Here is a 26,916-nt window from a genome sequence, read left to right as displayed (position 1 = left end):
AACACCAAAGCTATCACTCAGAAGAAAAAGAACAAAAGCCGCCCTCGATCAAACTTTCCTACAGAAATTACTCGGAATTTAGATGCGTAAGCCCTGCCCGGAGTCTGGAAGAAATGATCAGGCAAAATCATTCTGATAACAAGAAGAACGCCCCATGATTAAGCGCTAGATTCGAGGCGAGTCGAGGCCCTCCAGTCCTTTCGGAGTCCCCAGAATCTCGGAGAGGATAATGCCCTTCCTGATTTCCGCCAGGCTCGGCTGCCCCAAAACAGATTTGGAAGCGACTCGTTTCGTCATCCGGCGCACATCCGTTCTTCTTCTCGGCTTGGGAGACGGCTGATCCGGCTCGACCCGAACCGGCCTCTCCGGCCGGGCCACCCGCTCGCGTTCAACACGATACGGCTGCACCGCATACGGCGGCTCGACAGGAAGAGGCCTGACCGCCCGTCGCGGCTGCGGCGGCGGGGGAGGCGGCATCTTCACAACCTCCGCCGACCTGCTTTGCACCCGCACGTGTTCGCGCTCCGGCAGCCGAACCGGCGGCCGCGACGGCGGTTGTGGCTGTCGCTTCCGCTCCCTTGCTTCTCTCAACAGGCGTTCCAGTTCATTCTGGACAGACTCAACGGAAGAAGATTCCCTCCGCGAAGGCCGCTGGACCGGACCCGTGGGGGAGGCGGGACGCCGTACCGGAGTCGGCCGCACTGGCCGGTCCGAGACTTCAGGCGGTTGTTGTTCCCGCTTGCGGTTTTGCACCTCCTCCATAATCGAGCCTATTACTTTCCACGCGATCCAGAGGAATAGGAGGACACCCCATACTTCCATGATTAATTGCCACCCTTCGCAGTATCTTTGTCCATATCCGAAATCGACTGCCTCATTGCAGTATCCGATTGTATGTTGCGAAGCCGGTAGTAGTCCATGATTCCTAAATTGCCGGATCGGAACGCGTCGGAGATGGCGCGTGGCACCTCGGCCTCGGCCTCGACCACTTTCGCCCGCATCTCGACCACTTGCGCTTGCATCTCCTGCTCGCGCGCGACCGCCATCGCCCGGCGCTCCTCTGCCTTTGCCTGGGCGATTTGCTTGTCCGCTTCGGCCTGCTTCGCCTGGAGTTGAGCCCCAATATTCTCACCAACATCGATGTCGGCGATATCTATCGAGAGAATTTCGAAAGCGGTGCCGGCATCCAACCCCTTGGCAAGAACCTGGCGCGAGATCATGTCGGGATTCTCCAGCACTCTCTTGTGGGTTTCGGCCGAGCCGATAGTGGTTACGATTCCTTCACCCACGCGCGCTATGATGGTCTCCTCGGTGGCGCCTCCGACCAGTCGCTCCAGATTCGCCCGTACCGTCACCCTCGCCTTCGCCTTCAACTGAATGCCGTCCATGGCGACGGCGTCAACTGTTTCCTTCCCTTTTCGCGGGTCCGGCGCATCGATCACCTTCGGGTTCACGCTCGTCTGCACTGCGTCAAGAACGTCGCGCCCCGCCAAGTCGATCGCGGCCGCCCGCGCAAAGATCAGCGGGATATTCGCCTTGTTGGCGGCAATCAGCGCCTGCACTACGCGCACAACATTTCCATGTGCAAGATAATGGGCCTCAAGATCATTCGTGCTTATGTGAATTCCCGCCTTCACCGCCATGATCCGGCTGTTGACAATGGTGCTCGGATTCACATTTCGAAGACTCATGCCGATCAGATTCGTAAAGCTGACGTGCGCGTCCGAAAGCGCCGCCCGAAGCCAGAGCCCGAAATAACGGCCGAGCACGGCGACAAAGGCGACAATAATGGCTATGATGAATAGAATAAGAATCAGCCCGATGGTGTTCATTCAATCATCCTCCTGTCTCTGAACTCATGGGATGCGCTTCCCGAACTACGACACGGTTACCCTCGACTTGGACAACCTTCACTTTCCTGTCCTTTTCAATGAATGAGCCGTCCGTCACTACATCGAGACGGATGGAGCCGACCTGAGCGATCCCCGCCGGTCGCAAATGCGTCAGACTCACGCCTTCCTTTCCCAGATATCTCTCCAGCGAATCCGTTCCGCTGTAACCTGACTTCTTATCAAGGTTGCGATTCAGGATGAGCATTCTCCCCAGATAACTGTGCGGAAAACGCCGCAACGCCAGCAGCAGCAGGACCGCCGCAACACATAATTCTCCGATAACAATCCAAAACCCCATTGCCTCATAATAATAGAAAGCAAAAAAGACGCTCGCCCCAAAAGCGAGCAGCCCCAGGATTCCAAAAATTAATCCGGGCAGAAACAGTTCCAGGTAAATGAGTACTATAGCGGCTATAAACAGCAGTAAGACAACCATGTTTTCATCCCCCACTGTCTGATTGATCTCGCGCTGAGTCGGGGTGGGGCCGTTCCTGCTCAGCGGGTGTATGCCTCGATTGACCGCCCCGATGCTCCTCCTCCTGCGCGATCACCGACTCCATGAATACGATGAGCTGGCCAAGCTCGATCAGCACCCTTTGAGTCACCTTCATCTTGTCGGCCGGATCCACCGACTTCGTGTCCTCGAGTTCGTCAAAAGAATCCAGCAGAACGGTTTGATTCTCGGCGAACAGTTGCCGCGCTTTCGTAAGGAGCTTATTGTATCGACTCACAAACGGCCCGCAGGAATAGTAACCGGCGCCGCGCTGCTGTATATCCAGCGTGTCGTTCTTGAGCGTGCGCGCCATCGAGAGGAGCGTTCGCTTTTCGTCCAGCCGATGCATCGTCATGCCGATTCCTTCTCGGGTTGCTTTTCAGCCACGAATATCTTGTTGCCCATAACTTTTACCACCTGCACGTGTCTGTCCTTTTCCACATATTCACCCAGCGTCTGCACCTCGAACGGCTGCCCGGCGATGAGCGCTTTGCCCGCGGGACGCAGATGAGTCAGGCTGATCCCGTTTTCTCCGATCATCGCTTCCAGATTCTCTCCGGTCGTGAAGCCCAATGTCGGCTCCTCGCTCGCCGTGAGCACGATCAGCCGCTTCAGTCTGCTATGCGGAAACATCTTCCATAAAATCACCGTTCCGCCGATGACTCCAACCATCAAGAAAACAAACACGATCAGCGCGGAATTCAATCGCTGAAAATCCCATGAGAATTGTGGAATCGGGTTCCTCACCAGAGCGAGGTAAACCGAAAGAAAAATGCACAGGATTCCCGAAATGCCGGCCGCCCCAAAACCCGGGATCACAAAGAGCTCAAGCGCGAGAAGCCCCAAACCAACCACGAACAGCAACATGTCCAGAACATCCGCCAATCCGGCAAGATAATGGCCGCCGAAAAAAAGCAGAAGCAAAACGGCGCCCAGGGTGCCGCTAACCCCCCAGCCCGGCATCTGAAGCTCAAAAAAGATGCCGAGCACCCCCAGCGTCAGTAAGAGACCCGATACCACCGGATGCGTCAAGAAGCGCACAAGCTTCTCACTCCAGGTGCTGGTTGAAACCACTTTCTGGGCCGGATCCAGTCCCATCTGCTCCATCAGAGCTTCCACCGATTCAGGAGTCGAATCCGCAAAGCCGAGTCGCTCCGCTTCCGCTGCCGTCATCGTCAATAACTTGCTCGTTGGCGAAATTTCCTCAATTTTTATCCCTTCATGCCGTGATCGAAATTCCTCAACCTCGCCGGAGGAAAGAATTGTGACGTCGCCATCAAGAACGGCGTAAACCTCGGTGTCGGCGTCAACCATGGCTTCGGCAAGCAGCGGCGAATGGCCGTTTCTCTCGGCAGTTGCGCGAAATTCCCCTCGGACGTATGAAACTTCTTTCTCGCTCAGCTCGCCGGAGCCGCCCAACGGATCTATACTCACCGGAGTCGCCGCTCCAATAGTGCTTCCCGGCGCCATTGTGATGCGGCCGGTCGCAAGACATATCAGCGCGCCCGCGGATATGGCCCTCTTGTTCACGTACGAAACTACAGGAAGAGCGGAGTCCTCGAGCGCATCGCGAATATCCAGTGCCGCATCCACCCGCCCTCCCAGCGTATCCACCTCAAGGATTACCGCCTCGAATCCTTTATCCTTTGCCTCATCCAGCGAACGTTTCACAAAATATGCAAGCCCCAGGTCAATCGTCTCGTCTATCGGAATTATGAAAGCACCCGGACCGGAAACACTCCCGGCAGTTGTTTGTGATACCGAACTCTGAGCAAGGCTCTGACAGAGAAAATTGAATAGGATGGTGATGGTTAGCAGTGTGAAAGGAAAGACTAGACGGGAAAAGCTTATACCAGCAGTCCTTTTGAGGATTCTTTTCGGCCCCAAATCTTTCGGCTTCGTCTTCTTAGCCTCCTCAGCTATCTCTCCATATTTCCCGAAATTATACCCGATCCCAACGCATTCTTCAACCTTTTTCGATCCGGCTCGAATTTAACGCTTCCGCGGCCGGCCGACACCCCTCAGCTTCCAAGTACATGAATTGATAGTTGCAGTGCAATTTTTGCAGGGAAATTTAATTTCTTTTGGAAATAGTGCAAATATTTCATGCCCCAAGTGAATGGCCAAGCGCCATGAAAGGAACAAAAGGAAGGCCGATTACCTCATTCTCTTAGTGTAACATATTGCAAAAAGAAGACTTAAATGACCTCTATCTATTCGTTCGCCGTGCGAGATTCTCTTTGGCATTTTTAATGCTTTTACGGCTCAATGCAGATGTGCAGGAATAAACGAAGGTCTTGAAATATCGTCAAAAAAGAGGCGGATTTGGCATCTTCGAAGACAGTTCTTTTAGTGGATGACGAGCGGAATGCACTCGTGGCTCTGGCAAAAATATTGCGAGAAGACGGATACCACGTGGTCGTGGCTTCGACTGAAGAACAGGCCCTCAATCGGCTGAGCCGGTGGAAATTTGATTTTATCATTACCGACCTGTTCTTGCTGAAGAGCTGTTGCGTAAATTTGCTTAATAGAATTAAAACCCTGAAACCGCGTATCCCCGTGATCCTTACAACCGCCCACGGAGATATCAATAGATACTTGGATGAAGCCAGTTTGGACGGAATGCAGCGCCTCTCAAAGCCGATCAAATACGAGGAATTGATGCGCGTCATCAGTACAATCGAGGCCCAGGCGACGGGACAAACCAGCGCTGAAAGCGGAAGCGGCCCTTGAGGAGAACAAGAAGATTGCCGCAAGAAATTGACGGATCCCAAAGAAACCGCAAAGGAGGAGATAAATTACCTTGTCATCTGCCTGTTGGCAATGCCGTTTCTAAGGCTAAAAGCATGTCACCCCAACATGCACGATAGGCAGCCTGGATAAGCAGCCTGATGAGGAAGAGACAGCAATGCAAGGGTATTGTTGCGCCCCCCAACAGGGCAGTTAGAGCAAGGCTAAACCATGACACTGAACCCAAAAGCAACTTCTTTCGGCGTTAACGAAAGCCCCCAATTCGTTAAGCTCAGCTTGGCCTCAGCCATGACACATGACCTAGCGCCAGAAGAAGCTTTAGGGGCGCAACAACCCTTTGCATAAGCATACTATTCTTCCCATGGCTCATTCCGTACTCGCGCAGGCAAAAAAGAAATCTTAACCTGCGGCCTCCCAAAAATCTTGGCTCTTGCCTTCTTCATGCCTCATCCGAATTCTTGTGAATATCGCACAAGGGGGATGTCACATTTATCAAACAAAAATCGCTTGTTTTTTGTCCTGACGGTGTGCTATAATACGATCAACCTCCTGCCGGAGGCCAAGAGCCTGAATTGGGGAAAGCTGTTGTCGAGTCTTTTTCACTCCTCACCTCGATGGTCGAGAACTAAGAACAACAAATTTCCGGATCGAATAATGCATCCAAAACGAGTGGTTGTTTTTTTGTCTTTTGTCCTGTTCGCTTTTCCCCCCGCCATTGTGAGTGCGGCTGAAGCGAAGTGGAATGACTGCGTCGGCTGCCATTCCGGCGACCACAGGAATTCTGCGGCGCCTTTCGTTGATCTGGACATCTTGAAAAATTCGGTTCATTCCGGCCAGGACTGCGTCGATTGTCATAGCGATATCCACGAAGTCGCACACGCGGTCGGCGAGGCTCCCCATCAGAGATATCCGGAAAAAGTAAACTGCACAGACCGGTGTCACGTCAAGGGCAATGCCATGGGAGCTCCGGATTTCTCCCCCTTCGATCAGTACAAAGACAGCGTTCACGGAGTCGCGCGGCGCGCCGGAATCGATGACGGAGCTACCTGTACCGACTGTCACGGCCGACATAATATACGACCCAAATCAGATCCTGAATCCAACGTCTATCGCGCCAATATCCCTCGAACCTGCGCAATCTGCCATGAAGATATGCAGGTGGTTGTGAAGCACCATATCCACGCCGAAAAACCCTTCCAGGAATATGAGCAGAGCGTTCACGGAAAAGGTCTCTATCAAGCCGGCCTCATCGATTTCGCCGCAGTGTGTACCGATTGCCATGGGGTTCACGACATTCAACCGGCGGGTACGCCCAACCTCAGAGCGCGAAACCCTGAAACATGCGGGAAATGCCATCTCGGCATATTTAATACCTACAAACAGTCGATTCACGGAGTCGCCGCGATGGAGAATCAAATCGCCGATGCGCCAACTTGCACCGACTGTCACGGCGAACACAAAATCTCCATTCCCGCAGAAGGAAAGATAGCTTCCGTTTGCTCTCAATGCCACTCTGAAGCCGGTATTATGGCGAAGTACGATGTACCCGTTGACCGCACCTCAACTTATCAGCAAAGCTTCCACGGCATTGCAACCAGTTACGGAAGCAAGACCGCGGCGAATTGCGCAAGTTGCCACGGACATCATGATGTCCGCCCGCCGTCCGACCCGAAATCGTCCGTCAACCCAATGAACCTCAGCGCAACCTGCGGCAAAGCCAGCTGCCATCCCGGAATTTCTCCAAAAGTAGCCTCGGCAAAAATACATGTCGATGTCAACAAGAAAGAATCCGGCAGCCCCTATTACGTGCGCCAAATGTTCGTTTGGCTGTTCATCGGGCTCCTGTTTGTCTCCTTTATCTGGGTAATCCCGGACATTATCAGGAGGTTTAGACGAAGGAATGCTTCTTAAAAGAAAATCCTTCCTGCTCGGCTGCATGTGCGCTTTCATACTGGCCGCAGTGTCCGCTGCCCCCGCGGCAGCGGCTCTATCAACCGAAGACTGTCTCTCCTGTCATGACGACTCCTCGCTCACGGGCGAAGATGGCAAATCACTGAACGTAGATCCGGATGTCTTCAAGAAATCCGTGCACGGCCAGGGCGGCATCGAATGCGTTAATTGCCATATGGATCTGGAAGACGTCGAAGAGTTTCCTCATCCCACGCCGCTCGCGAAGGTCGATTGTTCTCTCTGTCACGACCAGGAGTTCGAGGATTTCAAGACCAGCATGCATGGCGAAGCCTTCGTGGCCGGCGATCCCGCCGCCCCGGTCTGTTCCACCTGTCACGGAACACATAACATCAAACGCGTTTCCGATCCGGCATCATCTGTCTTCCCGCTCAATATGGTCGATATCTGCATCCGATGTCATACTGATACGAAGATCGTCGAAGACCACAAACTGCCGGCTGCGGAGAAAATCAAGGCGTACGAGAACAGCGTTCACATGAAGGCGCTCAAAGAAAAGGGGCTTACCGTCTCCGCCGCGTGCAATGACTGTCACGGCTCACATAAAATCAAGCCGCCGGACAATCCGGATTCAATGATCAATAGGTTTAATATCCCGAAGACCTGCGCAAAATGCCACCAGGGCATCTATCAAGTTTACGTCGAAAGCGTTCACGGGCAGGATTACCTGATGCAGAACAACGACGTTCCCATCTGCACCGACTGCCACGGCGAACATTCAATAAAATCGCATGTAAGCCCTGAATCGGCCGTCTACGCCACCCACATCGCGGAAATCTGTTCAAATTGCCATGAAGATGAGACCTTGAGCAAACGCTACGGTTTCGCATCACAGCGCCTCAAGACGTACCTCGGCACTTACCACGGCATCGCCTCAAAACTTGGGGATACCAAAGTGGCAAATTGCGCAAGCTGCCACGGCTATCATGATATACGGCCACCGAACGATCCGAGATCCTCGGTCCATCCTGATAATATCCCGAGCACCTGCGGAAAATGCCATCCTCAGGCCGGAAAAAACTTCGCCATCGGAAAAGTTCACGTGGCCGAAGCCAAGGAAAGCAGCATGGGCCGATACTTCGTCGAAAAAATATATACGGTTATAATCGTTTCCACGATCAGCGGATTTCTCCTCTTCATAGGGGTCGATCTTTACGCGAAGCGACGAAAGCGAAAGAGTCACGAGCAGTAAGGATGGTGAAACGTGAAAATAAATGATGAAGACCTGGATCTGCTTGCGAGAGCGAAAAACGCGGGATTGCTCTCAGAACATTCGATAACTGACGAAGACCTCATCAAAGATGACGAAGTCTTCGAACGGCTTTCCGTTGCCCAGCGGATACAGCATGTCATCCTGTTTACCAGTTTCTTTACCCTCGTACTCACCGGAATTCCCCTCGTCTTCCCCGAAGCTCCCTTTTTACATAAACTCTTCTTTTTTCCGGAAAGCTTCTGGCTGAGAGGAATTATTCACCGTGTCGCAGGCGTCATGCTGATTTGCGTCGGCCTGTTTCAACTCGTTTACGTCATCGTGTCACCCCGCGGAAACAGCGACTTTCTCAAGATAATTCCTAACCCGCGGGACGCGAAAGATGCCCTGAACCTGTTCCTGTGCAACCTCGGCCTTCGAGAGGAACGGCCCAAATTCGGTAAGTTTAACTTTATCGAGAAATTCGAATACTGGGCGCTCGTATGGGGTATCTTCGTTATGGCCATCAGCGGGTTACTCCTGTGGTTCCAGGAAGCGGCCATCGCATTGTTCCCTATCTGGGTCCTTGACATCATCCGCATCGTGCACGGTTTTGAAGCGATTCTTGCTTTCTTGGCGATCATCATTTGGCACATGTATAACGTGCACCTCAATCCGGAAGTCTTTCCCATGAGCAAAGTGTGGATCAATGGGAAAATCTCCAAGGAAGAATTGATGGAGCACCATCCCCTCGAATACGAAGAGATACTGAAGGACCGCCGCGAAAAAATCGAAATCGAGCGCGTAAAGAATCTGCTCGAGCAGGTGCGGCGGCAAAAATCGGACGGGAAAGCTGATCCGTCCTGAATCCCTAACCGGTCTCGCTCTTCTCCGGTCCGGTCTGCACCAATAACCTGTCTTACGCCATTGATCCCCCGCGATGCCCACCGACAGTTTTACTCAGCAAGAGAATGTGTCATAGTTGAATAAATCCCTTATTCCATTTACGATCAGCTCGGATGCGGAGTGCTTTTTCCATTGATGAAACCGGTTTCACTGTTCTTCGTGCTGGTAATCGTTTCAGCAGGCGTGGATCTCAGCGTTCATCCGAAGGAGGCATTCAGGATGGAAAAAATCATCATCGTTCCCCTCGGTAATGACGTACCAGAATCCAGCCTCGAATTCCTGCGCGAGCCGCTTCAGCGCACGTTCGGGACGATCGTCGTTTTCTCCAGGCCGGCGCCTCTTCCGCGACGGGCTTACGACGCCGGTAAAAACCAATACCTCTCAAACCTCGTTCTTGATTCTCTGAACTCTCAGATGAGAGCGCCGAATGACTGCCGCATTCTTGCCGTCACAAATGTCGATCTCACCGTCACAAACATGAATTTCGTTTTTGGGCAAGCCGATATGGACTCCGGATTGTCAATCATCTCTTTGGCGAGACTTCGGCCTGAATTCTATGGCGAACCACCCGACACTCGACTCTTTCAGGCACGAGCTCTGACCGAGGCCGTTCATGAGCTGGGGCATACCCTCAGCCTCGACCACTGTCACGATTCCAGCTGCGTCATGTACTTCTCAATCACGCTCCAGGACACCGATAGGAAAGGTCATTCCTTCTGCGGAAGATGTCGCGCTTCGGCTGAAGCAGCCGCGGCAGGAAAATAGAAGCGGTTTTCGCAGGTATGAACGCTCCCGCTTCACCGAAAGAAATTCTCCGACTTGCTTACCAGTTCATTCAGCCGGCGCTCGAGTTCCCGGCGGAATTCTTCAAGCTCTTCATAACCGCTGTCGGGCGGAACAACCAGAGGTTCCCCCAGAAAGAACGCCAGCTTGTTGAAGGGGAAGGGAATGAGCGTTTGATCCCATGTGGGCGCATGAACCTTTCGCTTTGCCCACGCACGAAGCGGGTAAATGGGGATTCCAGCCGCTTGAGCAAGTTTTATGGTCCCCATTTTTGCCTTTCGTGCCGGCCCGCGCGAACCGTCCACCGCCATTCCGCACAGTACCCCTCTATGGGTCTTCATGTATTCGATCGTTTCCCCGAGCGCTTCTCTTCCGCCTTTTGAACTCCCACCGCGGATGGCAATAAAGTGGCATCGCCGAAATATCTCGGTCAGGACGTCGCCTAACCTGCTCCGGCTCACCATCACAAGAACTGCATGACCCCGCTGGCAAAACGGGCTGATAATGGCGTCTTGATGCCAGACGGCCGCCACCATATTCTCTCCGCGTGCCGTCGCTTCCCAGAGGGACGACATCTCGTCCAGCAGTATCTCGCTGGTGTGGTACACCAACCACATGTAGGAGTTGTAAAGCAGGGGAATGATAACCACTGCCGCGCGTTGCCCCAGTCTCCTCAGCCAGGAATATTTCTTCTTTTTTCTCTGTGCATCGCTCATCTATCGAACCGCGCTTTGTACTTCAGGATGATCAGCCACCACCTGTCTTATCGTACGGTATCCCGCAGAGCATGTCAAACCAAAACCAGCATCGGGATCACCCTCTCATTCCCAGCCTTGTAAATCGATTCCCGCTAATGATAGACTGGTGCACTACGGCTGCTTTATTGGTCTCGCTGCCATTAGTTAGACCGGAATTGGAGGGGTTTCCATGACGTGGCAATATACTCCTTACACGATCCCGCTGCTCCTTGCGGGCGGCTTCTCCGGCCTGCTGGCTGTTTACATTTTCAGAACCAGGCGGACGAGGGAGGCGACAACAATCTCTCTCCTGATGCTGGCAGTCGGCATCTGGTCGTTCTCGTACGGCATCCAACTGGCAAATGCCACCGCGGGCGGACAGCTTTTCTGGAATAAGGTGCAGTATCTGGGAATCGTGCCTGCCTCATTCCTGTGGCTGGTCTTTGCGCTGCAGTATTCAGGGCGGAACAAATGGCTGACAAGGCAAATCTTTTCTGCCATCCTCCTGATCCCTCTGACGACGATTATCCTTGTATGGACGAATGAGTTCCATCATCTTTTCTGGCGAACCTTTACGCTGATGGATATGGGCTCCTTCCTTGTGAAATCTTCCGAGCGCGGGTTCTGGGTCTGGATTCACATCGCCTATTCCTACCTCATGATCTTTATCGGATCGCTCCTCATCTTTGAACGGTTCATTGCTTCGAGGACCTATCTCTACCGCAGACAGGCAGCCGCACTTCTTTTCTTCGTCCTGGCTCCCTGGGCCGGGAATATCCTGTTCCTTCTGGGTATAACACCTTTCCCACACCTGAACATTACTCCCTTCATTTTCACCATCACCAGTCCGGTCCTTGCCTGGGGACTGTTTCATTTTCGCCTCGGCGACCTCGCACCGGTAGTTCATGCAACTGTCATAGAAAGCATCAATGACGGCGTCATCGTTCTGGATGATCTCGGCCGCATCATCGAAATAAACCCGGCCGCCAAAACTTTTCTCGGGCTCGCGCCGTCAGATGGAATCGGAATCCAGCTCAAAGACGCCTTTCCGGATTTCGCGGAAAAGCTCAAGTTGAGCAATTCCACCTTTGCGCTCGAACAAGAGGTTCCACTTGACGCGGATACCAGAAAGGGAACATATGATATTCGCATCTCCCCCCTGATCGACCCGGCCGGACGCCTGGTGAGCCGGGTCATCGTCATGCGCGATATCAGCGCGCGCAAGCTCGCGGAAGCGGAACTCCAACTTCACAGGAACAAGCTCGAGGAGAAAGTGAAGACGCGGACGGCTGAATTGTCCGATACAAATGCGCGCCTGCTGAACGAGATTGCCCAGCGCGAGCGTGTCGAGAAGGCTCTGCGCGAAAGCGAAAAGAAATACAAGACCATCGTGGAAAGCAGTAACGATATCATCATGCTTACCGCTCCCGACGGTAACATTCTTTATCTGAGCCCTTCCTGCAGAAACATCCTCGGATACGAACCGGAGGAACTGACCGGCTCTCAACCCTGGATCGTTCATCCTGATGACCTGGCTAGCGCCAGGCAACAGTTCAATCAAGCGCTGCTCGGGCAATCCGGTTCCAATTTCCAGTATCGGATTCAAACCAAGACTGGAGAGACCAGATGGGTTTCACACTCATGGATTCCGATTACCGAGGAAGCCGGCCTCCAGATGATAGTGAGTACCGTTCGGGACATAAATGAACAAAAAATTGTCGAACAAGCGCTCCGGCAGTCGGAGGAGCGATATCGAATGCTCGTCGATAATTCATTATCAAGCATTTTCGTCAATCAGGACGGCGTCCTGAAATTCATCAATAAGAAATTCATCGAGACGTCCGGATATTCCGAGGACGAACTCCTTGATTCGTCATTCGAACGGCTTATTTATCCCGAAGATCGCGAACTGGTCGATCGGATCGTGACGCGTAGATTGTCCGGTGAAGATGCCGCCGCGCACTATGAATTCCGGGCGGTCACCAAGAGCGGGGATATCGTCTGGCTTGAATCTTTCGGAACGAAAATCGACTATCAGGGCCGACCGGCTCTCCTGGTCCATCTGAACGATGTTACCGACAGGAAAAACGCCGAAGAGGCCCTCAAAGAGTCAGAGCAAAAATATCGGACACTCATAGAAGAAGCAAAAGATATCATTTATACCATTGACCTGAAAACAAATACCATCTCGAGCGCAAACAGCTTCTCCGAGGAAATCCTCGGTTTTCAGCGCGCCGGCGTCATCGGCCAAAATTACCTCACGATGATCCATCCCGATGACTGCGAGAGATTGGCAAAAGCCCTCTTCGACAGAGTCAGAGGGTACCGGGAGCCTAATTTCCCGTTCCGCATGCGCAAGGCCGACGGCAGCTTCCTCGATGTCGAACAGAACGGCGCGGTCATTTCTGACGACGACGGTAACCCGGTTGCGTATCTGGGTGTCGCTCGCGACGTTACCGACCGCAAACAAATGGAACAGGAATTGCGCCGCTCGGAAGAACGATACCGCCAGATTCTCAATTCATCACATGATATCATCGTCGTAATGGACGACCAGGAAAAACTCCTGTTTGCCAATGCCGCTTACTTCTCCTACACTGGTCTGCCTGACAAGCCGATGGAACATCTCGATCTCCTCTCCCTCGTTCATCCCCATGACGTCGAGAACGTAAAAAACTGGTTTGAGAAAGTCATTTCAGGCGAATCGATCCGAGGAACGCAATACCGCATCATCGATGGGGGCGGCGCCATAAGATGGGTCGAGAGCAACGCCGACTCGATCCATTGGCCAGGCGTCGCAAAGGCCGTCGTCAATGTTGCGCGCGATATCACCGATCGAAAGGCCGCCGAACAGGCCCTGCGTGAATCCGAAGAACGATACCGGATGCTGGTTGATAATTCGCTGACCGGTGTTTTTGTGCTCCAGGACGAGAGATTCCAGTTCGTGAATGAGCGGCTCTCCCTCATGTCGGGCTTTTCTCGTGCCGAAATCTTGGAAATGCCGTTTGCAGAATTGGTTCACCCGGAAGACCGCAAAGCTGTCCTGGAAATCGTGCGCGACCGCATATCCGGCATTTCCCCGCAGGGACAATCCCAATTCAGGTGCGTTATCAAGAACGGCGAAATTATGTGGGTCGAAACATATGGAACAAGAATCCATTACAATGGAAAACCCGCCTTGCTGGTTAATCTGCTTGATGTGACTGAACGCAAGAAGATGGAAAACGCCCTGAGGGAAAGCGAGCAGAAGTTCCGCTCTCTGGTCGAGATTACCAGCGATTGGGTTTGGGAGACCGATGTCAATGGAGTCTTCAGCTACTCCAGTCCAAAAGTGAAAGACCTTCTTGGATACGAACCTCACGAGGTAATCGGCCGTCCAACATTTGATTTTATCGTGCCGGAGGAAGTCGATGAGAACTGGCAATTCCTGCGCCAAAGAGCTATACGAAGGGAATCTTTTGCCGGAATTGAACAAACCAACAGACACAAGGACGGAAAACTTGTGGTCCTGGAATCCAGCGGAGTTCCTTTTTTCGATTCCAACGGACGAATCCTCGGATACCGGGGAATCGACCGCGATGTCACCGATCGCAAACGTGCCGATGAAGCGCTGCGGATTTCGGAAGAACGTTACCGCAGCATCTTCGAGGAGACCCCCGATATCTTCTACATCCTCGACCTCAAAACCTGGATGATTACCGATGCCAATAAGTACGCTCTCCAATTGCTTGGCTATGGCCCCGAGGCGATCGGGAAAACCAATGTGCTCAGTATCATTCATCCCGACGATTATTTGAAGGCAGCCACATGGATAACCGGCATGATGTCTTCCAATGGGAAAATGCCGGACCTCCCCCTTCGCATCCTGACGTCCACCGGCGAGCTCCGACATATCGAACAGAGAGGTGTTATCTTAAACGAGAACGGAATGCCCAAGTATCTTCTCGGCCTCGCGCACGACGTAAGCGAGCGTAAGCTGCAAGAGGAAATGATTCACAAGAGAAATGAAAAACTGGCGGCTTTGTATGAAGTCGCCAAGGCGGCAAATGCGAGCCCCGATCTGAACATCATGTTTAAACTGGTTGTCGACGTCGCTCTTCAAATAACCCGCTCGGAGGCGGCCTGTATCTACAAATACGATGACGAGCGCCAGACCCTCGTTTACCTGTCGCAAAAAGGTTTCCCCGCTCAGTTCATCGAGGGAACCAATCACCTCAAAATTGGCGAAGGGCTGCACGGACATGTCGCGCTCTCGCGAACTCCGCTCATCGTGCATAACTTGCCGATCCACTCTCTGCCGCAAAACCGGCCCCACATCAGCCAGATCGGCTTCGACAGCGCGTTGATCGTTCCGCTCCTCGCGCGAGATAAACTGTGGGGAACCTTCACCGTCGTCAGAAAACCGGGGAATCCGTACGACTCGGAAGACCTCGACCTGATGATGGCCATTGCGAACCAGCTTGTCGTCGCCATGGAAAACAAGAACCTCTATTCCCAGGTTCTCGAGCGAGAGGCCCACCTGCAGTCGATCCTGCAGACTTCGCTCGACGGAATCGCCGTCACTTCCGAAGATCAGAAGGTCGCCTATCGCAATTACGCGCTGTCGTCCATGTTCGGCTACGATGAATCTGATGACCTGAGCGATACCGACACCATCTCCTTCTTTGCCGCTGAAAGTCATCCCACCCTGCATTGGCTGCGCGAAAAGCTGAAACGAGGAGAGACCGTTGATCGCACGATCGAATTCAAGGGAAAACGCAAGGATGGGACTCTTTTCGATGCGGAAATGCGCCTCGGATGTTTCTTCGAGAAAGGAAAACGATTCGACGTGGGCGTGATTCGCGATGCAACTGAAAGAAAAAAAATGGAATTCCAGCTTCTGCAGTCCGGCAAACTGGCGGCCATCGGGGAGCTGGCTGCCGGCGTTGCTCACGAAATCAACAATCCCATTTCCGCAATCGATGTTCAAACCGGCCTCATGCGGGACATCCTTGCGGATGAAGCCGAAAGGCTCAATGATCGCTTTGTGACTCAATTCGAAAACTATCTGGATATTATCGAGGGGCAGGTCCGCAGGTGCCATCTGGTGACCGATAACCTGCTTTCATTCAGCAGATTTCCGGCCACTACAAACGAACTGTTCGATATCAACCACCTCTTGAAAGAGACGATTGATTTTGTCGTTCATCTGTCCGATAAACGACCCAAAATCGAGCTCTGTCTTGACGGTCGTCTCCCCCTTTTCCAAGGAGACCCAAATCGCCTCGAACAGGTGTTCGTGAACCTGTGGAACAATGCCGTCAGGGCGATAGACTGCAATGGGTCAATCACCGTATCAACCGGACTGGACGAAGCCGGACGCATCCGCATCGAGTTCAAAGACTCCGGCGTCGGCATCGCGCCGGAAATTCGTGATAGGATTTTCGATCCGTTCTTTACCACCCGGCCCGAAGGCGAAGGCACGGGACTCGGGCTGCCAATCAGTCATTATATTATCCGAGAGATGAAGGGAAGCATTGATTTCCAAAGCTCCTCCGGCAACGGAACCACCTTCACTATCACTTTTGACAGGACAAAACCGGATTGGGAAGGGAAATCTTCGTATGCCTCATGAACCGGTTAAACTGATAGTCGTCGATGATGAAGATGCCTTTCGCGCCGGCCTCTGCGAACGGCTTGAGCGAAAAGGATGCGAGACCTTCGGGGCGACATCAGGGGACGAAGCCCTTGCAATCGCTTCACAACAACTGCTCGACGTTGCCCTCGTCGACGTCAGGATGCCCGGAATGGACGGAATCGAGTTGCTTTCCAAACTGAGAGAGCTCCACCCATATATTGAGGTCATCATTCTGACCGGGGTCGCCACGGTTGCAACTGCCATCGAGGCAATGAAATTGGGAGCTTATGACTATCTGAGCAAACCCTGTAACTTCGAAGAGCTGAGAGTGCTCATTGGAAAAGCATACGAGAAGAAACGCCTCCGTACCCGTAATCTGCTGCTGGAAAGGGAACTCAAGCGGCTCTCCTGTACCGGCGAATTCATCGGCACCGGCCCGAAAGCGATGGAAATCCGGGAGTTTATTTCCCGCGCAGCGCGTGCAGATTGCCCCGTTCTCCTCGAAGGCGAAAGCGGCGTCGGCAAAGAATTGATCGCCCGCGAAATCTACAGGCAAAGCGCGCGGGCTTCCGGATCTTTTGTCGTTCTCGATTGCGGCTCTTTCCCGGAGACTCTCCTTGCAAACGAGCTCTTCGGCCACGAGCGCGGCGCCTTCACCACCGCCATCGACAGCCGACAGGGTTTGCTCGAAATGGCCAACGGCGGGATTCTTTTAATCGACGAAATCGGCGAGATGACTCCGGCAAATCAGGTCGCACTCCTGCGCGTGGTCGAAACCAATAAATTCCGACGCCTCGGAAGCCCCAAGGAGATGCAGGTGGATGTCCGCATCTTGGCTTCAACCAATAGAAATCTGCGAGAAGAAATATGCCGCGGCAGGTTTCGACAGGATCTTTTCTATCGGCTCGACGTCCTTCATCTCATCGTGCCTCCACTGAGAGAAAGAAAAGAAGACATCCCGCTTCTCGTCGACTATTTTCTTGCCTGCATGAACTCTGCAAAAGGCACCGAAAAAACCGTCACGCCTCACCAAAAAGAACTTCTCAAAAATCATCCTTGGCCGGGAAATGTCCGCGAACTGGCAAATCTGATAGAAAGAAATTTCTTCCTCGCACCTGGCGACCAACTTGAACCAGCCGGCTTCCTCGAGAACTCTCATGCCGCCGCCTCGGCAAATGATGTACCTTCGGCCGAAAACCTGAAACTCGCCGACATCGAGCGCGATCACATTATTCGAATGCTCTCGTTAAAGAAGGGAAATAAGAAAGAAACCGCCAAATCTCTAGGCATAAGCCGTGCGCGACTGTACAGTTTGTTAAAAAGATACGAAATATTATCTTCTCCTCCTGAAACATGACCTGACTGTCCTCCCTGTGTCTTAAATCCAGACACGTCTCCCTTGCCTTTTGCCAGAAGCTGGTACAGAGTAAAATCATACTTTTTCAGTCCAAAAACCCGCGGCTCCCTCAAGAGCGTGTCTTGATTTCAGACATTAAATACCTGAATCAATTACCATTGAATAGGCATAACTACTATAGCGGCAGAAATTTGCAATCAAAGAACAACAGCGGCACCTTCCTTGCTCTGCTTCCGCAGGCAAAGGAAAATGCATATTCCTATGAATAAAGCGCTGGTCTGCCAAATAGATGCGGATGTCTCAGCACATCTGAAACAGGAAATGAAACGCTACGGCTGGTCCATAGATGCCTGTGACGGAATGCTCGAAATGCTTCGCCTTCTCGAGACCAATGACTACGACCTCGTCGTCCTCAATGCTACAGCGCGAAACGTGGAAATCCATACCAGGCTCGGGGCGATAAAAGCTCTGGACAAAAACCCCCGAATTATCCTGAATCTTGCGGAATCGGAAAATTATATGCCTTCTTCTCTCATAATTGAATTTCCGGTGATCAAGGGCACTTTAACCACTGCAAAACTGTTGGATGCGGTGCACGAGATCCCCGGATGAAAACGGTTTCATTAATCCATCAGACACAAAAAGGAGGTTTTTGAATGGGTTCAGGGTCCGCAAAAAGGAAGCCGTCGGAAAATCTGCCGCACCCGCGGCAGAATTCGTCACAGGGCGGGTACTCCTTCATTCGAAGGGGGAGCGGCCTGATTCAAGACTTCATGAATGGCAATCTCAGGACCGAGACGCTGACGCACGGAACGAATGCCAAGGAGATAAAGGCGACAGTCATCACTGCCGAGCCCGGCGCCAGTTCCGACCACACCGAAATCTATCTCGGAGAAAAATGGTTTTATGTCCTGAAGGGACAACTGGAGATGCTGGTCAACGACGCCCTCTACCTCTTGCGTGAGGGCGACAGCATCTATCTCGAGCCGGCGGCGGTGCATACCTGGCGCAACGCCACCAAGGATAAGATGAAGGCTCTCGTTTTCTCGTCTCCCTGCTCGTTGAAAGCCGACGCCGAATCGGACTAACCTCCGTTCGCGCACAGAAACCCCTTATCTACAAAGGAGAAGGAGGCTAAAGAAGCCTCACTTCTCCTTTCTCGCTCCAACTCGCCTTGTGCAGCATCTCACACAACGAAAATTTTGTTGCGGCGCTCCTGTCTTATGGTATACTCTTGCAATGAAAACGCATCCTGAATTGCATTTCGGAAGCCACCTTCTGGAATCGCTCGATTACGAGCCCCGCCACACAGTGGTCGCTACCATGGAGCTGCCGTGGCAATTGGCTTCCCCGCGACTGCCTGCCTCTCCGGACCATGTCGTTTTCGTGGAAAGAATGGAACGCGAATACCTCGACCGCGTCGAATCGAGCTTGCCTTCTTTTTCCTGCATCGTCGGGATCGGCGGGGGTTCGTGCATGGACTTCGCCAAATATCTGTCCTGGAAGCGTTCCTCCAAGCTCATTCTCATTCCCTCGATTGTTTCAGTCGACGCCTGCGTCACCCACCTGGTGGCCGTGCGTGAGGGAAGAAGGGTTCGCAACGTCGGCAACGCGCACGCCGCCGCAATCCTCATCGATTTCACCTTGATCTCCGCCGCGCCCAAACGCCTCAATCGCGCCGGATCAGCCGATATCCTCTCCGTCCATACCGCCTCATTTGACTGGAAAATCGGATATGAACGGGACGCAGAATTATATTCCCCTTCGCTTGCGCGTCGCGGTACGGAGATCATCGCGAAACTCGAATCAAGCGCGGGCGATATTTGCGAGGTGAACAAGACCGGCATCCGAAAACTGGTCGAGCTTTTCGAAGAAGAAAACGACCTGTGCCTCGAGCTCGGAAATTTTCGGCCGGAAGAGGGATCGGAACATTTCTTCGCGTACGCCGCCGAACATGTGACCGGAAAGCATTTTGTTCACGGCGAGCTTGTCTCCCTTGGTATGATCCTCATGGCAAGGCTCCAGAACAACAAAGCCGACTGGCTCAAGGGACTCGTTGACCGGCTCGGCGTGCTCTATCGACCGTCTGACATCGGGCTCGAAGCGCGGGAGCTTCCAGAAATACTCGCCGCACTCCCGGCGTATTGCCGCGACGAAGGCCTCCCGCGAACCATTATCACCGAGCGGGAATTCTCGCCCGCGATCATCGACAGCCTTATTTCCGATCTATGAAAAAACGCGCTAATCGTCCTGCAGAAAAATTTTCGCTCAAGTGCCCGGCGTGTTCCGCTCAGTATTCTCCTGGCACATTTACGTGCGACCGCTGTCATGCTCCCACGGTCGTCTCGATCAATCTCGAGCGTCTGCCGGCGCCACAATTCTTGCAGCCCGAATTGCCGGCCCCGTTTTCTCAGTCTCTCTGGAAATATTTCGAGCTGCTTCCGCTCAACGACCCTCAATGGATCGTCTCTCAGGGAGAGGGGCTGACCCCTTTGATTAATTCTTCAAGGCTGGCCAAAACGATTGGAATCCGCATATTGCTGCTGAAAAACGAGACCGTTAATCCGACCGGTTCATTCAAGGATCGACAGATTACCCTCAGCGTCTCTAAGATGCATGAGGCAGGCGCCCGCACCGTTGCTGTCGTCTCTTCCGGAAATGTGGCGGCCTCAGCCGCTTCATATTCCGCGATCGCGGGGATCCGGTGCTTCGTGTTCGCACCCTCGAATGCGCCCGATGAAAAACTCGTGCAGGCCCGCATGTACGGCGCTGTCTTCCATAAGGTGAATACGCTTTCCTCAAGCCGTATTTTTAAGCTGGTGCTGAAATGTTCAGAGAGAAAGGGTTGGCGCCTGCTGTCCACCACCGGCCTCTATAACCCGTATCAGGTGGAGGGCGCCAAAACCATAGCGTATGAATTGGTCGAGCAAGCGGAATTGCCCGACTGGATCATCGCGCCGGTTGGAGGAGGCGGTCTGCTGGGCGCCCTGTGGCGCGGATTTTCCGAATTAAAGGAACTCGGGCTGTGCCGGCGCGTCCCACGCCTCGTGGGGGTCCAATCCTCAGCCTGTACCCCTCTGGTCAATGCCTTGAGCCGAAACCTTTCTCCGGCCGAAACCATCGCATCTCCCGTCGAAGTGAAACCCACCATCGCGGGCGCAATCGCCGATGACGTCCTGTTCGACGCGTATACCGCCATTCCCGCAGTCAGACTCTCAGGCGGGATCGCCCTTTCGGTCACCGACGAACAAATGCTGCAGGCCGAAAAGCTGCTTGCTCAAGAGGCCGGCGTCTTTGCCGAACCTGCAAGTGCGGCCACTGTGGCCGCATTGAAGCAGTTAAGGGATTCCGGCACAGTTGATCAAGCCGACTCCGTTTGCTGTATCGTTACCGGCTCCGGTTTCAAGGATATGGCTTCAGCCAAAAAAATGGTGAGCGCTCCGCCGGTAATCGAGGCGGCAGAAGACGCGTTTCTGGAATTGGAATAGCGAGGTGAAATGATGAAGCAGATTATTCCGACTACCAAAGCTCCGGCCCCCGTCGGGCCATACTCTCCCGTTGTTGGATTCGGCGACCTCATCTTCGTCTCCGGACAGGGACCGCTCAACCCGAAGAAGCGAGAGATTGTTAACGGCTCCCTCCGGGAACAAGCCCGCCAAACGCTCGAAAACATCAAGAATATCCTCGAGGACGTCGGTTCCTCAATGGATCACGTGCTCAAAGTCACTGCCTACCTCAGCGACATGGATAACTTCGGCGAGTTCAATGAGGTGTATAAGGATTTCTTTCCCCTGAATCCGCCCGCGCGCACCTGCATCCAAGCCGGCCGGCTCCCGTTCGACATCAAAGTCGAAATCGATGTCATCGCCTGCAAAAACTCATGAAGCAACGAAAGGAGGCTTCCCCATGCGTTATCTCGTGGTTGAGCCGCACCCGGACGATCTGGCCTTCTTCTGCGCCGGAACAGTAGCAAAACTGCTCTCGGAGGGCCACGACGTCTCCACGCTGGTTGTCACCGACGGCGAGCAGGGAACCCTCAACCGCACGGCATACGATACCGACAAGAAACTGGCGAAGGTGATGCGGGAAGAGCAGCTAGCCGCATGCAACGTGATCGGCGTGAAAAAAGTGACCTTCCTCGGCCTCAAGAACCATTTCCTTGAGCCGACCCATCAACTGCGCGAGATGATCCTCCGCCACGTGCGAGAGGTCCAGCCGGCGGCCGTCATCACACTCGATCCCTGGAATTTCGATGAGAATCCCGACCACCGCGCCGTCGGGCAGGCCGTCATCGAGGCATGCAGCTTCGCTCATTTTCACCTGTTTCATCCCGAACATCTCAAGCAGGGACTTTCCACCGCAATGGTCGCAAAAATCATTTTTGCGAAAACGCCGAGTCCAAACGCATATGTCGACATCTCCGGATTCATCGACAAGAAAATCGAGGCGATCCTCTGTTATCACAGCCAGCTCGAACTAATGCGGATGGAAGGGGCCGAACGGCTGAAGGTGCTCGGGAAATCAAGCCCGATTTTCGACAACCCGCTTGATGAAGTTATCCCCGCTTCTATTCGTGCCGTCGCCGAACAGGAAGGGGAAAAAGGAAACGTGCCGCTCGCAGAGGCTTTTCACGTGCGCGGGCTCGGCATCCTCGAAAACATAAAGGACCTCGTCGGAGGTCTATCGGTTTAATTTGCTGGAGAGCCAGTATGACTACAGCACCATTTCGAGTGGGAGCCGCCAAATCCAAAATCACGCCGCCCCCGGGCCTAGGGCCTGTCTACCGCGCCGGCTATAAAATGGGCGAGGCCGAACAATTGCGCGAGGTGGTCGACGATCTCTTCGTCAGATGCCTCACTATCGAAAAAGAAGATGCGCGTATCGTTTTCCTTTCGCTTGATCTCATCGGCCTCCTGAGGGATTTCACGTTCGACCTTGCCTCCTCGCTCGCATCGCGCTTCATCACGCCCGCACAATTGCTCGTCGCGACAACTCACACCCACTCCGGCCCCGATACCATGGGCCTGTGGGGGCCGTCCATCGAGCAGTCGGGATTCAATCAGGAGTACGACAGATTCCTTCTGGAAACCTCAGCCGCGGCGGTCATAACCGCCCTTGATTCGGCAAGACCGGCTCATGCCTCGTTCGCGTTCGAGGAAGTTAATCTCGGCGTCGCAAATCACCGCGTCCCCTGCGACCTGAATCTCGATCTCTGGCGACTGACGTTCAAAGATGGAAACGACGTCATTGGATCGCTTTTCAGCTATCCGGCTCAACCCGAGCTCACCCCGCGGCATGACGACAGGATATCAGCCGGCTATCCTGGAGAAGCCTGCACGATCCTCGACCGCGAATCGGGTGGAATCTCGCTGTTTCTCCTCGGCGTCTGCGGCGGCATGGAGCCCTACGGATGCGAAAAAGGATTCGAGGAGGCGCATCAGTACGGCCGAAAACTTGCCGAAGAAGTAATAAAACTCTCCGCTCGCGAACATCCGCTGAGCGGCAGCCGGCTGTCGGTCCTCACACACGAAATCCAGTTCCCAATCGAAAATCCGGGATTTCAGATGATGATGGAGGCCGGCATCATCCACACAAGCCAGCGCCCGCCGACCGGCGTTACCTCGATCTCGAAAGTAAATGTGGGCGATATTACTATTCTCACCATCCCCGGTGAGCCCTTCCCCGGAATTGTGGCGGGTATCGGACAAAGGGGAAGGACCCTGTTTGTCAGCCAACTGAACGATTCGCTCGGCTACTTCCTACCCTCCGATCAGTTCAGTCCCGAACCCGTCGGCTGGGAGGAAGGCAAACATTTCATCGGCCATGAGCTTGAATCATTAGGACCGCAGGCCGGCCCAATCCTCCGGCAGGAACTCATCCGCCTCGCTTCCGCTTAACTCCGCCGCACCATTCCAGCCTTTCTCTTTTCGTAGCGCAGGCATCCTGCTTGCAATCTTCTCTCATCCACCAAGCGGAGCGCCTAAGCTGAGTGGTCCGTAGTCACGCCTTTGGCGTGATCCCGCGCCTCGCGGGATAGGAGCGACCGGAGGGCGGCCGCATGCCATCTATCTCAAGCACCCTTCTTCCAACTTGAAACCGGAAACTCGAAACCTGAAACCTTATCCTGAATCGAATCTTGAACTTGGCGCTACACACGGCGGGATGTATCAGTGGAGTTGCTGCGAGATATGCAAACGGAACCGTCAATCTTCCGCAAACGAGAGCGAAAGCGGGACCGCTATTCTCTTGTAACCGGGGTTGTCCGTGAAAATTTTGATTGCGTCTCCATACCTTCCATTCCGGGTCTCAGTGATTTTCACGGTTATCGCGTGCTCGAAATCTTCCTTTTCCGAGTCCTTTTCAACCTTAATCCATTTGAATGACGCAGACGCATCCAATACTTTGAACGGCCCCTTGCTGGTGAGGACCACTGTCCCTACCGTTCCTGCCCTCGCATCTTTCAACGACAGAGTCTTCGGTTGCGCTTCAATCGCTTGATATGTCGGCGGCTTGATGTCAACAACGACTTCGACGGTGGAAGGACTGTTATCGGCCGCGGGATCAGCAATCGTTAGCTTGACGTTATGGCGGCCCTCGGACAGCGTATAAGGAAGAAGAGAGACTGTAATGGGAGCCGCCTCTTTCTCCTGAATCCCTCCCGCAAACGGGCTTAGTTGCAGCCACTCGACATTGGACGAAACAAAATATGAAAGAGGTCTGTCGCCGGAATTGCCAAGCTCAAACTCCACGTCGGCAGTCACCCCTTGCTCGCACGAAAGTAACAATTGCGAAGGGTTGATTTCGATATGGGCCGGTTTCTGAGAAGGTTCGGGCAAAGAGGCGCTCAAGAGGCCCTCGGCTGCATCATTGACAAATATCCTTGAACCGGAAACGGCGACGGCGCCCCCATACGAGTTCCTGCTTGATTTTACCAGCTTCGCGATCGCCGGACTTCCCTCAACGGCAATATCCAGTATCTCCAACACCGCTGATTCTGCGCACACCGGGGCGTAAAGACGCGAATCCGCTATGGCCATGGCGCCAATTGGTCCGGCCAGCAACCGTTTTCCGACGGGTATCGGCTCGGAAACATCACTCGCATCTATGACGGTAATAAATCCGGATTTATCGGCCAGATACGCGCGGCGACCTTCGGCCGCAACACGAGTAGCCATCGCCCATCCATAGATGAATGAGCCGGCAAGTTTCGGCTTTCTCTTGTTGGAGACATCGACTATCTGAAGGCCTGCCCCGTCGGCAATGTACGCGTACTTCCCCGCAACCGCGACGTCGCGTGCTGAATACGGTGTGTCAACGGACCCGACGAGCTTCATGCCGCCGCGAATGCCGAGGCGAAATATCCTTAATCCTACCCCATTTACCACATACGCATACGATCCTGAAATCTCTATCGCGTACGTACCTTCGATGCCTTCTACTGCATGCATAACCACTGGCTGGCCCGGCCTGGATATGTCAATCACGTAAAGCTGGTCCGCCGCCGCCACCACGCGATTTTTCCATATCACGATATCCTTCGCCTCGCCCGGCAACTCGATGGTAACGGGCACAGCCGGCAGGCTGGACGTCGATAAATCCAGCACCTGCAGGATTTTCCCATTTGTCCCGCTCTGTGTCGTGCAAACAATGTTGTCGGAGACCGCTACCGGAGAGTACGTGGAAGAGGTCGGGAGATAACGCACCATTGGCGATGCAGAGGAGCGCGGATCAGGAGCCGCGAAAACCGGGCTCGCCGGAAGCCGCGCTGTGGCTGATTCGGCCAATAGTTGAATGTTGCCTTTCTTTTCGTCTTTGGTCCACTCCTCAATTGCCGCCACCAGAAAAAATGGCCCGCCAAGAGCAACATCGGATGCGTGACCTTGTACCTCAATCAGATCGATTATGTACGGCGAGAAGGGATCCGATATGTCTACAACCAGAACCCCGCGGCATGACAGAAGGGCATATTTCCCTTTCAGCACTACTTCTCCGGCAACAAAGGGACAATCAACATATCCAGCCGATTTCGGCGACATCGGGTCGGAGATGTCGACTATCTCAAAACCTCCCTGTTTGAAACCCCCGCTTGCGATATATGCGTATCCTCCTGAAAGTTCCATGTTATTCCCGACTCGCCTGGTTTTTATCGAGCTGACTCCCCTTGGCGAAGACGGGTCGCTTACGTCAACCACGGCAAACTCGCTGCTTTTCGGAGCCTGCGTGGGATTTCCGCATGTAACATAGGCGTAGGGTAATTCGACGGCAACGCCGAAGACCCATTTGCCATTGGCGACCTTGAAGCAGCCCGCAGGCTTTGGAACGAGGGGAGATGATACATCAATGATATGCAACTCGCCGCTGTTATTCCCCGCATAGACGCAGGAGCCGGCTACAGCAATTTCCATGAGCATGCCTGAATCGGCGACTGAAGCGACTATCGAGGCGGCGGCCGGATCGGACACGTCAACCACCTGCAGTCCGCATTCGGCGTCGGCGACATAAGCAATATCACCGGCCACAGCCACCGCTGTTGCGCTTCCGGGCGTATCTACCGCAGTGACAATTTTGGGCATGGCCGGATCCCTAATGTCCGCTATCAATAATCCTTTTTCGCCCGACGCCAAATAAGCATATGAACCCGAAATCTCGGCATCGAGAGCAACGGCGGGGATCGTAACCGATCCGACAACTTCCATGCCTTGCAGTTCGGCGGCACATGCGCGATTCGTAAAAACCAGGGTGTTCAACAGAAACGCGCTCATCAGAATCAGAAAACGGTTTCTTGACATGTCTTTTCCACTGTCTCCCGCCGCCAACTGCCGCCACGCACCTGTCGGACACCAATAAGAGACAAGGGGAGAGCAATTATTGCGCCAATTACAGCCACAAATAAAAAGTTTTTGTTCCGTGCAAATCGGTACAAATCTTGCTCCCCTTACACCGGAAGGAAGAAAAAGGGAAGGCATACCATGAATCGGTTTCTGTTCTCTTTATATCTTTGCGCCGCCGTTCTTTTTTTAGCCGACAAACCTTCTGATAGCGGCAACCTTCAATTGCCGCAAACCTGCCCGATTGCGACGGGACTTGCCGCCAACATGCAGATTCCCGGTCACCCCTTCGACATTAAGACTCATTTTCGACAGTTTGAAAAATTAAGCTATTTTGTATCAAGAACTTACAGAGACAGAAAAAGCTCTAGGCACTACATTTTCTCTGGCTCTCT

General features: G+C 53.5%; 22 protein-coding genes. 15 read left to right on the top strand and 7 right to left on the bottom strand.

Annotated elements, in window-relative coordinates:
* Positions 1–165: 165 nt before the first annotated feature.
* From C4520_20295 to C4520_20275, 5 genes are read right to left on the bottom strand one after another with little or no spacing between them, the layout of a single operon-like run.
* On the bottom strand, positions 166–822 hold the full coding sequence (locus C4520_20295; protein ID RJP15326.1) for a hypothetical protein: 657 nt from the start codon (positions 820–822) through the stop codon (positions 166–168).
* Between the two features lie 2 nt (positions 823–824).
* Positions 825–1,832 carry a UPF0365 family protein gene (locus C4520_20290; protein ID RJP15325.1) on the bottom strand — a complete coding sequence of 336 codons (1,008 nt, stop codon included), beginning with the start codon at positions 1,830–1,832 and terminating at the stop codon, positions 825–827.
* Positions 1,833–1,836: 4 nt separating this feature from the next.
* The gene (locus C4520_20285) at positions 1,837–2,328 is read right to left on the bottom strand and encodes a hypothetical protein (GenBank protein RJP15324.1); all 492 of its coding nucleotides are present in this window, start codon (positions 2,326–2,328) and stop codon (positions 1,837–1,839) included.
* A 4-nt stretch (positions 2,329–2,332) separates the two neighbouring features.
* Positions 2,333–2,740, bottom strand: coding sequence for a hypothetical protein (locus tag C4520_20280; protein RJP15323.1), 408 nt, complete (start codon positions 2,738–2,740; stop codon positions 2,333–2,335).
* Positions 2,737–4,272 carry a hypothetical protein gene (locus tag C4520_20275; protein RJP15322.1) on the bottom strand — a complete coding sequence of 512 codons (1,536 nt, stop codon included), beginning with the start codon at positions 4,270–4,272 and terminating at the stop codon, positions 2,737–2,739. Before C4520_20275 ends, C4520_20280 begins: the two co-directional genes overlap by 4 nt.
* A gap of 417 nt (positions 4,273–4,689) precedes the next feature.
* Here C4520_20275 and C4520_20270 point away from each other — a divergent pair, with 417 nt between their 5' ends.
* From C4520_20270 to C4520_20250, 5 genes are all read left to right on the top strand, one after another.
* On the top strand, positions 4,690–5,118 hold the full coding sequence (locus C4520_20270; protein RJP15321.1) for a response regulator: 429 nt from the start codon (positions 4,690–4,692) through the stop codon (positions 5,116–5,118).
* A 441-nt stretch (positions 5,119–5,559) separates the two neighbouring features.
* Positions 5,560–7,047, top strand: coding sequence for a hypothetical protein (locus C4520_20265; GenBank protein ID RJP15320.1), 1,488 nt, complete (start codon positions 5,560–5,562; stop codon positions 7,045–7,047).
* A complete protein-coding gene (locus tag C4520_20260; GenBank protein RJP15319.1) occupies positions 7,037–8,296 on the top strand; it encodes a hypothetical protein in 1,260 nt (419 codons plus the stop codon). Before C4520_20265 ends, C4520_20260 begins: the two co-directional genes overlap by 11 nt.
* A 12-nt stretch (positions 8,297–8,308) precedes the next feature.
* Entirely contained in the window at positions 8,309–9,160 is an 852-nt protein-coding gene (locus tag C4520_20255) for a hypothetical protein (GenBank protein ID RJP15318.1), read from the top strand.
* A 174-nt stretch (positions 9,161–9,334) separates the two neighbouring features.
* A complete protein-coding gene (locus C4520_20250; GenBank protein ID RJP15317.1) occupies positions 9,335–9,964 on the top strand; it encodes a hypothetical protein in 630 nt (209 codons plus the stop codon).
* Between the two features lie 32 nt (positions 9,965–9,996).
* Here C4520_20250 and C4520_20245 read toward each other — a convergent pair whose 3' ends face one another.
* Complete coding sequence (locus tag C4520_20245; GenBank protein RJP15316.1) at positions 9,997–10,698, bottom strand: DUF374 domain-containing protein; 702 nt, start codon at positions 10,696–10,698, stop codon at positions 9,997–9,999.
* Between the two features lie 211 nt (positions 10,699–10,909).
* On the opposite strand from C4520_20245, the gene C4520_20240 reads away from it, so the two are divergent.
* The 9 genes from C4520_20240 (at position 10,910) to C4520_20200 (ending at position 23,590) form a co-directional block, all read left to right on the top strand.
* Entirely contained in the window at positions 10,910–16,333 is a 5,424-nt protein-coding gene (locus tag C4520_20240; protein RJP15315.1) for a PAS domain S-box protein, read from the top strand.
* Positions 16,323–17,693: a sigma-54-dependent Fis family transcriptional regulator gene (locus tag C4520_20235; GenBank protein RJP15314.1), complete on the top strand. Its 1,371-nt coding sequence runs from the start codon at positions 16,323–16,325 to the stop codon at positions 17,691–17,693. Before C4520_20240 ends, C4520_20235 begins: the two co-directional genes overlap by 11 nt.
* 261 nt (positions 17,694–17,954) lie before the next feature.
* Positions 17,955–18,305, top strand: coding sequence for a hypothetical protein (locus C4520_20230; protein ID RJP15313.1), 351 nt, complete (start codon positions 17,955–17,957; stop codon positions 18,303–18,305).
* A 44-nt stretch (positions 18,306–18,349) separates the two neighbouring features.
* On the top strand, positions 18,350–18,781 hold the full coding sequence (locus tag C4520_20225) for a cupin domain-containing protein (GenBank protein ID RJP15312.1): 432 nt from the start codon (positions 18,350–18,352) through the stop codon (positions 18,779–18,781).
* 151 nt (positions 18,782–18,932) lie between these two features.
* The gene (locus tag C4520_20220; GenBank protein ID RJP15311.1) at positions 18,933–19,925 is read left to right on the top strand and encodes an iron-containing alcohol dehydrogenase; all 993 of its coding nucleotides are present in this window, start codon (positions 18,933–18,935) and stop codon (positions 19,923–19,925) included.
* Positions 19,922–21,181 carry a threonine synthase gene (gene thrC / locus C4520_20215; protein ID RJP15310.1) on the top strand — a complete coding sequence of 420 codons (1,260 nt, stop codon included), beginning with the start codon at positions 19,922–19,924 and terminating at the stop codon, positions 21,179–21,181. Before C4520_20220 ends, thrC begins: the two co-directional genes overlap by 4 nt.
* A 12-nt stretch (positions 21,182–21,193) precedes the next feature.
* A complete protein-coding gene (locus tag C4520_20210; protein ID RJP15327.1) occupies positions 21,194–21,577 on the top strand; it encodes a hypothetical protein in 384 nt (127 codons plus the stop codon).
* Positions 21,552–22,385: a PIG-L family deacetylase gene (locus C4520_20205; protein ID RJP15309.1), complete on the top strand. Its 834-nt coding sequence runs from the start codon at positions 21,552–21,554 to the stop codon at positions 22,383–22,385. Before C4520_20210 ends, C4520_20205 begins: the two co-directional genes overlap by 26 nt.
* Before the next feature lie 38 nt (positions 22,386–22,423).
* Complete coding sequence (locus C4520_20200) at positions 22,424–23,590, top strand: hypothetical protein (GenBank protein ID RJP15308.1); 1,167 nt, start codon at positions 22,424–22,426, stop codon at positions 23,588–23,590.
* Between the two features lie 306 nt (positions 23,591–23,896).
* On the opposite strand, the gene C4520_20195 is transcribed toward C4520_20200, so the two are convergent.
* Positions 23,897–26,659, bottom strand: coding sequence for a hypothetical protein (locus tag C4520_20195; protein RJP15307.1), 2,763 nt, complete (start codon positions 26,657–26,659; stop codon positions 23,897–23,899).
* A 3-nt stretch (positions 26,660–26,662) separates the two neighbouring features.
* On the opposite strand from C4520_20195, the gene C4520_20190 reads away from it, so the two are divergent.
* The coding region (locus tag C4520_20190; GenBank protein RJP15306.1) for a hypothetical protein at positions 26,663–26,916 on the top strand (254 nt) is incomplete at its 3' end.

It is taken from the genome of Candidatus Abyssobacteria bacterium SURF_5, from assembly GCA_003598085.1.
In the GTDB taxonomy this organism is placed as follows: domain Bacteria; phylum Abyssobacteria; class SURF-5; order SURF-5; family SURF-5; genus SURF-5.
The sequence above is the reverse complement of the archived record's forward strand: the minus strand, read 5'-3'. Positions and strand labels throughout refer to the sequence as shown.